The organism is Hydrogenophaga sp. 2FB, from assembly GCF_005503365.1.
Classification (GTDB): domain Bacteria; phylum Pseudomonadota; class Gammaproteobacteria; order Burkholderiales; family Burkholderiaceae_C; genus Hydrogenophaga.
On sequence record NZ_SCML01000071.1, the window covers coordinates 21,163 to 29,789 of the forward strand.

Here is an 8,627-nt window from a genome sequence, read left to right on the forward strand (position 1 = left end):
CCGGCGCTTGACCCTCACCGCACGACTCACCTTTCTGTACACCCTGGTATCGGCTGTGGTGCTTCTTGGCCTTGGCGTCTTGGTGGCGTGGTCCACCCATTTGCACTTCATCGACCTTGACCGCGACTACCTGCTGGACAAGGTGCAGCTCATCGAGAAGATCGTCGATGAAACGCCAGAGCCAGCCGAGCTGTCAGCCAAGCTGGACGAATCGCTCAACAGCCATCAAGGCCTGTTCATCTCGCTCACGCGCGGTGACGAACAGCTGTTTGGAAAAGGCGGCATCACATTTCCAGCAGAACTCGCTGCACGAAGCGCCGCAGATCAGCCCAGGGACTGGACCGATGGTGAGCGGCAACTGCGAGGCATGAGCACAGAGCTCTCCACAGCGCAGATGCCCGGCGGATTGAGCAGTCCAGGTCAGAGCATGCGCCTGACGCTCGCGCTGGACACGCAACACCACACCCATTTCATGCAGATGCTGCGCCAACAGTTGGCGGTCTATGTCCTCTTGGCCACCCTGCTCAGCGGCCTGCTGGGGTGGTGGGCAGCCCGCAGCGGTCTGGCCCCACTGCGGACCATGAGAGAGCGCGCGCTCAAGGTCACGGCCCACAAGCTCGACGAGCGCATGCCGATCGACGCTGTGCCTGTGGAGATGGCGGAGCTGGCTCGCAGCCTCAACACCATGCTGGAGCGTCTGCAGCAGGATTTTTCAAAGCTCATGGAATTCTCAAGCGACATCGCCCACGAACTGCGCACGCCCATCAGCAACCTGCTGACACAGACCCAAGTGTCGCTGTCGCAGCACCGTGATCCAGATACCTACCGCGACATCCTCGCCTCCAACGCCGAGGAGTTCCAGCGGCTGGCGCGCATGGTGTCCGACATGCTGTTTCTGGCGAAGACGGACCACGGCATCCAGCTGCCGAATCGCGAAGACGTCGCACTCGAAGACGAGGCGAAGAGCCTTCTGGATTTCTACGATGCGGTCGCCGAGGACAAAGAACTTCGCCTTCGGGTGGTGGGTGCGGGTAGCGTGGTGGGTGATCGACTGATGATTCGGCGAGCCATCAGCAACTTGCTGTCCAATGCGCTGCGGCACGCCCACCCTCGCACCGATGTTGCGCTGACTGTCGAGACCCAGATGAATGGCACCAGCTTGTGTGTCACCAACACGGGCGATCCGATCGATACCCCGGACCTGCCGCGCCTGTTTGATCGCTTCTATCGCGTGGACAAGGCGCGCGCGCATCCCTCATCCGATGGTGCTGGCCTGGGTCTGGCCATTACCAAGGCCATCATGCTCGCTCACGGTGGGAGCGCGTCGGTTACTTCGTCGGAGGGAACAACGCGGTTCTGCCTGCAATTTCCGGGCTCTCATGGGTCTCGTTCTCTTCGCGTCGCCAGCAGCCAAACCCAGACGAGCGCGAGCGCCGAGTAGTTGGCGACGACAAACCAAGGCACATTCCAGGCAACACCATCAAATCCCCGGTAGGTGAGCGGGTAGAGGACTGGAGACGGAAAGAAGTCGTCCGAGTGGGTGAATACATCAATGAGGATGTGCGACCACCATCCGGCCAACGGCAGCCAGAAGACACGAGACCATCGCCAAGCGACCAGCGTCACTGCCATGGCGATCACCCCGCTGTGAAAGATGCAGTGGAGATGGTGCGACCACAGTTCCACGCTCTCGGGTAAAGGCTGCACCCTTTCCGGCAGCGCTCGGACATAGGTCATGAACTCGGCTGGCAGCCCGTTGAAAAGAGCCCACGCCGCCACAGGCAACATGTGCATCAGATCCGGCAACGCCGCCATTGCGGCAGTGGCAAGACCAGTTGCAACGGGTATTGGCCGATGGCGTAACAGCAGGACGACGCCCGCTCCCGCCCACAGCGCATGTGCAGCAATGTCCACGTTGGCCTCCAAGATCAGATTGGCTCTCGCTGAACAGTCTACGGTGCCTTGTTTGGGCAGGCTCTCCAATCAGGCAAGCGCAGTCAGTCTGCGCGCCATAGAATCCAGCCATGCGCCGCTTGCTCGTCCTCATCCTGTGTCTGCTGCTGCCCCTGCAGGGATTTGCGGCAGTGCAGGGCGTTGCCGCGCCATGCCCCATGCAGGGCATGATGGCCATGGCGGATGAAGTCGACGGGATGGCAGAGTCCTTGGCCGAGGCCATGGACGATTGCTGCAACGACATGGCCACCTTTGAGAGCACGGGCCAGCCCTGCAAGAGTATTCAGATTTGCGTCGTGCCCGCCGCAGGCTTGCCGTCTTTTCCATCCCTCGTGGCCCTGACGCCGGTCATTCAGGACCCTCAAGCGCCGGCCTGGCGCAGCCTTCCTCCGGGCGCGACTTCGCGCCTCTGGCGCCCCCCAACTTCCGTCTGATTCCCCGCACTGCGCAGCCCACCCGGCGGTGGCGCTGCTGTCGCGCGCTGTCAGGGCTTTTGAGCCCGGGCGTGCCTGCTCCGGAGCTCAGACATGGAACACCCTTCGCTTTTTCTTGCACGCGCCGTGCTGGCCCTCGCTGGCCTGCTTGTGCTGGTCACACCCGCTGCCGCCGATGAACCCCTGAGCCTGAGCGCTGCGGTGAGCGCAGCCCTGGCCCACTCGCGCAGCCTCGACGCATCAACCGCCGCCGCGCAAGGCGCACGCGAGATGGCGGTGGCGGCAGCGCAGCGGCCCGACCCAGTGCTGCGCCTGTCGCTGGACAACCTGCCGGTGGACGGACCTGAGCGCTTCAGCACCACACGCGATTTCATGACCATGCGCTCCATCGCGCTCATGCAGACCCTGCCCAACGCGGACAAGCGCCGCGCCCGGGGTGAGCGATTCGAGCGCGAGGCCGACGTGGCGTTGAGCGAACGAGCACAGCGTGTAGCCGTGCTGCAGACCGAAGCGGCGCAGGCCTGGCTGGAGCGGCGCATGCAAGAGCAACGCATTGGGTTGCTGCAGGCGCAGATCACCGAGGAGCGCGTGCTAGTGCAGACAACCGAGGCAGCCCTGCGGGGTGGGCGAGGCTCCACGGCCGATGCCTTCAGCGCGCGCGAGGCGCTGGCCCAGCTGGAGCAAGGCCTGATCGGCGCGCAGGCCGAGCGCGCCAACGCCCGCCTCACGCTGGCGCGCTTCACCGGTGGGCCGCCGGACCAGCCGCTGGCCGATCCACCGCCCATGCGGCAGATCACCGCAGCGGTGGGTGAAGCGGACCCATTGCGCAACCTGCCCGATCTCGTTGCGCTGCAGGCTCGCGAAGCCGTGGCCCGCGCCGAGGCCGAAGTGGCCCGCCAGGACCTCAAGCCCGACTGGAGCGCCGAGATCATGTTCAGCCAGCGCGGCTCTCAGTTTTCCAACATGGTGTCGATCGGCGTTTCAGTGCCGCTGCAGTGGGACCGGCCGCAGCGCCAGCAACGCGAACTCGCCGCGCGCCTGGCGCGTGTGAACGAACTGGAGGCCGAGCGCGAAGAGCAGACCCGCGAGCGGCTGCTGCAGGTGCAGCGCTGGCAACAGCAATGGCGCGCCGCGCTGGACCGCCTGGCCTTTCTGGACGCCCAGCGCCAGCCGCTGGCCGCGCAGCGCGTGGACGCCGCGCTGGCTGCGTACCGGGGTGGGCGCGAAGGCCTGGGCCCGGTGCTGCAGGCGCGACGCGACGCACTGAACCTCGCGCTCGAACGCCTGGCGCTGGAGCGTGAAACCTCTGGCCTGTGGGCTCAACTCGAATACCTCATCCCCGACAGCTCGACTGGAGAGAAGCCATGAACAAGACAACGTCCTTCATCGCGCTGGCCGCCGTGGCCGCGCTCGTTGCGGTGGGCGGTGGCGCCTGGTGGCTGGGCATGCAGCAGGGCATGGGCCACACGGCACCAGCCACGCAGTCGGCTTCCGTCACGCCCGCCAGCGACGACCCATCGCTGTGGACCATCCCGCAGGGCGAAGAAGCCACGCGCCGGCACATCCGCGAATCGCTCAAGGCGGGGGATGTGGATCCGGCCACGGGTCGGCGCATCCTGAATTACCACGACCCCATGGTGCCGGGCAGGAATTTCGAGGCACCGGCCAAATCGCCCTTCATGGACATGATGCTGGTGCCGCGCTACGCCGGCAGCGATGCGGCGGACGCCGGCAGCGTCACCGTGAGCCCGCGCATCCAGCAGAACCTGGGCCTGCGCACCGCGCTGGTGGTGGAGGGCTCACTGGTGTCGGAGGTGACGGCGGTGGGCAACGTGGCCTGGAACGAGCGCGAGCAGGTGGTGCTGAGTTCGCGCGCCATGGGCTTTGTGGAGAAGCTGCATGTGAAGGCTGCGCTCGACCGCGTGGCGGCCGGTGCGCCACTGGCCGAGCTGTACGTGCCCGACTGGGTGGCCGCGCAGGAGGAATACCTGGCGCTGGCGCGGCTGAGCGGCCCGGGCACCGATGCACTGCAGGACGCCGCGCGCCAGCGCATGCGCCAGGCCGGCATGAGCCCTGCGCACATCCAGCGCGTGGTGAGCTCGGGCGTGGTGCAGCCGCGCTTCACGCTCACCGCGCCCATCGCCGGCATCGTGAGCGAGCTCATGGTGCGCGAGGGCGCCACCGCGATGCCGGGCATGACGCTGATGCGCCTGCAGGGCACGCGCACCGTGTGGGCCGAGGGGGCTGTGCCCGAAAGCCAGGCCGCGCTGCTGCAACCGGGCGCGCGGGTGCGCACCACCAGCCCCGGCGCGCCGGGTCAGACCTTCGAGGGCCGGGTGCAGGCGCTGCTGCCCGAGGTGGACGCGGTCACGCGCACCATCCGCGCGCGGGTCGAGCTGGCCAACCCGCAGGGGCGGCTGGTGCCGGGCATGCTGGTGAGCATGCGGTTGGACCGCCCGAAGGCCGCGGCTACCTTGCTGGTGCCCAGCGACGCGGTGATTTACACCGGGCGGCGCAGCGTGGTGATGGTGGCCGAGGAGGGTGGGCGCTTTCGCCCGGTGGAGGTGACTGCTGGCCTGGAGGCGGTGGGCCAGACCGAGATCAGCGCGGGGCTGCAAGTGGGCCAGCGCGTGGTGCGCTCGGGGCAGTTCCTGATCGATTCCGAGGCCAGCCTGCGCGGGCTGGAGGCGCGGCTCAACCAGGAGCCGGTACCAAAGGCTCAGCGCTACACCACCGACGCGGTGATCGATGCGCTCAGCGGTGACACCGTCACGCTCACGCACCCGCCCATCCCCGCGCTGAAATGGCCGCAAATGCAGATGGACTTCAAACTGCCACCGCGCGCGCAGCAGCCCCGCGACCTGGAAGCCGGCGACCGCCTGCAGATCGAGTTTGAAATGCAGGACGGCGATGTACCGCGCATCACCAGCCTGCAGCGCGTGGCACCGGAGCCGCGCCAATGATCGCCGGGCTGATCCGCTGGAGCATCGCGAACCGCTTTCTCGTGCTGCTGGCCACCGCGCTGCTCAGCGCCTGGGGCGTGGTGGCCCTGCAGCGCACGCCGCTGGACGCTTTGCCCGACCTCTCCGACACGCAGGTCATCATCCGCACCACCTGGCCCGGGCAGGCGCCGCAGATCGTGGAAAACCAGGTCACCTACCCGCTGACGACCACCATGCTCTCGGTGCCGGGGGCCCGCGCGGTGCGCGGCTTCTCGATGTTCGGCGACAGCTTCGTGTACGTGTTGTTTGAAGACGCGGTGGACCCGTACTGGGCGCGCTCGCGCGTGCTGGAGTACCTCAACCAGGTGCAGGCGCGCCTGCCGCGCGGCGCCTCCTCATCCATTGGACCCGACGCCACGGGCGTGGGCTGGATCTACCAGTACGCGCTGGTCGACCGCACCGGTGGGCAGGACGTGGCGCAACTGCGCGCCCTGCAGGACTGGTTCGTGCGCTTCGAGCTCAAGACCGTGCCGGACGTGGCCGAGGTCGCCAGCGTGGGCGGCATGGTCAAGCAGTACCAGATCGTGCTCGACCCCGACAAGATGGCCGCCTACCGCGTGACGCAGGCCATGGTGGCCGAGGCGGTGGCGCGGGGCAACCAGGAGGCCGGGGGCTCGGTGCTGGAGCTGGGCGAGGCCGAGTACGCGGTGCGCGCCAGTGGCTACCTGAAGACGCTGGACGACTTTCGCGCCATCCCCCTGATCACCAGCGCCAGCGGTGTGTCGGTGCGCCTGGGCGACGTGGCGCGGGTGCAGACCGGGCCCGAGATGCGGCGCGGCATCGGTGAGCTCAATGGCGAGGGCGAGGCCGTGGGCGGTGTGGTGGTGATGCGCTCGGGCAAGAACGCGCTGCAGACCATCGAAGCGGTGAAGACGCGGCTGGCCGAGCTGCAGCGCAGCCTGCCCGCCGGTGTGGAGATCGTGCCGGTGTACGACCGCTCGGGCCTGATCGAGCGCGCGGTGAAGAACCTCGGTGAAAAGTTGCTGGAGGAATTCATCGTGGTGGCGCTGGTGTGCCTGGCCTTTCTGTTCCACCTGCGCAGCGCGCTGGTGGCCAGCATCTCGCTGCCGCTGGGTGTGCTGATGGCGTTCATCGTGATGCAGCAGCAGGGCATCAACGCCAACGTGATGTCGCTGGGCGGCATCGCGATTGCCATCGGCGCCATGGTGGACGCAGCCATCGTGATGATCGAAAACGCCCACAAGCACCTGGAGCGCTGGGCGCACCACCACCCCGGCGAAACGCTGCAAGGCGAGCCGCGCTGGCGCGTGATCGGCGACGCCGCGGCCGAGGTCGGGCCGGCGCTGTTCTTCTCGCTGCTCATCATCACGTTGAGCTTCATCCCGGTGTTCACGCTGGAGGCGCAGGAAGGCCGGTTGTTTGCACCGCTGGCCTTCACCAAGACCTACGCCATGGCGGCCTCTGCCGGCTTGGCGGTCACGCTGATCCCGGTGCTCATGGGCTATTTGATTCGCGGGCGCATCCCGGCCGAGACCGCCAACCCGCTGAACCGCGCGCTCATCGCGCTGTACCGCCCGGTGCTGGATGCCGTGCTCAAGGCGCCGAAGCTCACGCTGGGGGTCGCGGCGCTGGTGCTGGTGGCCAGCCTCTGGCCGCTGCGCCAGTTGGGCAGCGAATTCATGCCGCCGCTGGACGAAGGCGATCTGCTCTACATGCCCACCGCGCTGCCTGGCCTCTCGGCGGCCAAGGCGGCCGAGCTGCTGCAGCAGACCGACCGCCTGATCAAGACCATTCCCGAGGTGCAGAGCGTGTACGGCAAGGCCGGGCGTGCCGAGACCGCCACCGACCCGGCGCCGCTGGAGATGTTCGAGACCACGATCCAGTTCAAGCCGCGCGACGAGTGGCGCGCCGGCCTCACGCCCGAGGCGCTGATCGAAGAGCTCGACCGCACCGTGCGCGTGCCGGGCCTCTCCAACATCTGGGTGCCACCCATCCGCAACCGCATCGACATGCTGGCCACCGGCATCAAGAGCCCCGTGGGCGTGAAGGTGGCTGGACCCGACCTCACCACCATCGACCGCTTGACCGGCGAAATCGAGAAGGCAGTGAAAGATGTGCCCGGCGTCAGCAGCGCACTGGCCGAGCGGTTGACGGGTGGGCGTTACATCGACGTGGACATCCGCCGCGCGGACGCCGCGCGCTACGGGTTGAACATCGCCGATGTTCAGGACATCGTGGCCGGCGGTGTGGGTGGCATGAACATCGGCGAGACGGTGGAGGGCCTGCAGCGTTTCCCGATCAACCTGCGCTACCCGCGCGAACTGCGCGACTCATTGCCCGAGCTGCGCGCGCTGCCCATCGTCGCTCCGGGCGGTCAACGGCTTGTGTTGTCCGACGTGGCCGACCTGCGGATCACCGAAGGCCCACCCATGCTGCGCAGCGAAAACGCGCGCCTGGCCGGCTTTGTGTACGTGGACATCCGCGGGCGCGACCTGCGCGGCGCGGTGCTGGACATGCAGCGCGCGGTGACCGAGCGGGTGGTGCTGCCCGCGGGGTACTCGGTGTCGTGGTCGGGGCAGTTCGAGTTTCTGGAGCGCGCCACGGCCAAGCTGAAGCTGGTGGTGCCAGTCACGCTGCTGATCATCTTCGTGCTCCTCTATTTGATCTTCCGCCGCTTCGACGAAGCCTTGCTTATCATGGCCACGCTGCCGTTCGCGCTGGTGGGTGGGGTGTGGTTCCTCTGGCTGCTCGGGCACAACCTGTCGGTGGCCAGTGTGGTGGGCTTCATTGCGCTGGCCGGTGTGGCGGCCGAGTTCGGCGTGATCATGCTGATCTACCTCAAGCAGGCCTGGCAGGAGCGGCTGGACGCCGGGCGCACCGATGAGTCTTCGCTGCTGGAGGCGATCCGCGAAGGCGCGGTGTTGCGGGTGCGGCCCAAGGCCATGACGGTGGCCACCATCGTGGCCGGGTTGCTGCCGCTGTTCTGGGGCATGGGCACGGGCAGCGAGGTGATGCAGCGCATTGCCGCCCCAATGATCGGCGGGATGATCAGCGCGCCGTTGCTCTCCTTGTTGGTGGTGCCGGTGGTTTACCGATTGATGCGACGACCGCGCATACCCTCCAAGGTTCAGGAGTCAACTTGACCCACCCAGAAATCTCAATGCAACGGATCGCCTTTTACGACAGCTTTGTCCGCAAGCAGCCGTCCAGAAGACGCTGAAGAGTGACCGCTTTTGGCATGGAGTGCGTTTGAAACCCGACTGAGCCAAAGGCAGCA

6 protein-coding genes are annotated in these 8,627 nt (G+C 67.0%); 5 read left to right on the forward strand and 1 reads right to left on the reverse strand.

The features are described from left to right. The first annotated feature begins 7 nt into the window (after positions 1-7). Positions 8-1,441 (forward strand): heavy metal sensor histidine kinase, encoded by a 1,434-nt coding sequence (locus FFS09_RS27685; RefSeq protein WP_354595904.1) that lies wholly within the window; start codon positions 8-10, stop codon positions 1,439-1,441. Here FFS09_RS27685 and FFS09_RS27690 read toward each other — a convergent pair. Continuing rightward, positions 1,378-1,914, reverse strand: coding sequence for a hypothetical protein (locus tag FFS09_RS27690; RefSeq protein ID WP_212745172.1), 537 nt, complete (start codon positions 1,912-1,914; stop codon positions 1,378-1,380). The genes FFS09_RS27685 and FFS09_RS27690 overlap by 64 nt on opposite strands. A gap of 110 nt (positions 1,915-2,024) precedes the next feature. Here FFS09_RS27690 and FFS09_RS27695 point away from each other — a divergent pair, with 110 nt between their 5' ends. The 4 genes from FFS09_RS27695 (at position 2,025) to FFS09_RS27710 (ending at position 8,493) form a co-directional block, all read left to right on the forward strand. Then, the gene (locus FFS09_RS27695; RefSeq protein ID WP_137922126.1) at positions 2,025-2,387 is read left to right on the forward strand and encodes a hypothetical protein; all 363 of its coding nucleotides are present in this window, start codon (positions 2,025-2,027) and stop codon (positions 2,385-2,387) included. 93 nt (positions 2,388-2,480) lie between these two features. Further along, the gene (locus FFS09_RS27700) at positions 2,481-3,755 is read left to right on the forward strand and encodes a TolC family protein (protein WP_137922127.1); all 1,275 of its coding nucleotides are present in this window, start codon (positions 2,481-2,483) and stop codon (positions 3,753-3,755) included. Continuing rightward, positions 3,752-5,350 carry an efflux RND transporter periplasmic adaptor subunit gene (locus tag FFS09_RS27705; RefSeq protein ID WP_137922128.1) on the forward strand — a complete coding sequence of 533 codons (1,599 nt, stop codon included), beginning with the start codon at positions 3,752-3,754 and terminating at the stop codon, positions 5,348-5,350. Before FFS09_RS27700 ends, FFS09_RS27705 begins: the two co-directional genes overlap by 4 nt. Further along, positions 5,347-8,493 carry an efflux RND transporter permease subunit gene (locus FFS09_RS27710; protein WP_137922129.1) on the forward strand — a complete coding sequence of 1,049 codons (3,147 nt, stop codon included), beginning with the start codon at positions 5,347-5,349 and terminating at the stop codon, positions 8,491-8,493. The genes FFS09_RS27705 and FFS09_RS27710 overlap by 4 nt, the downstream gene beginning before the upstream one ends. Positions 8,494-8,627 lie beyond the last annotated feature (134 nt).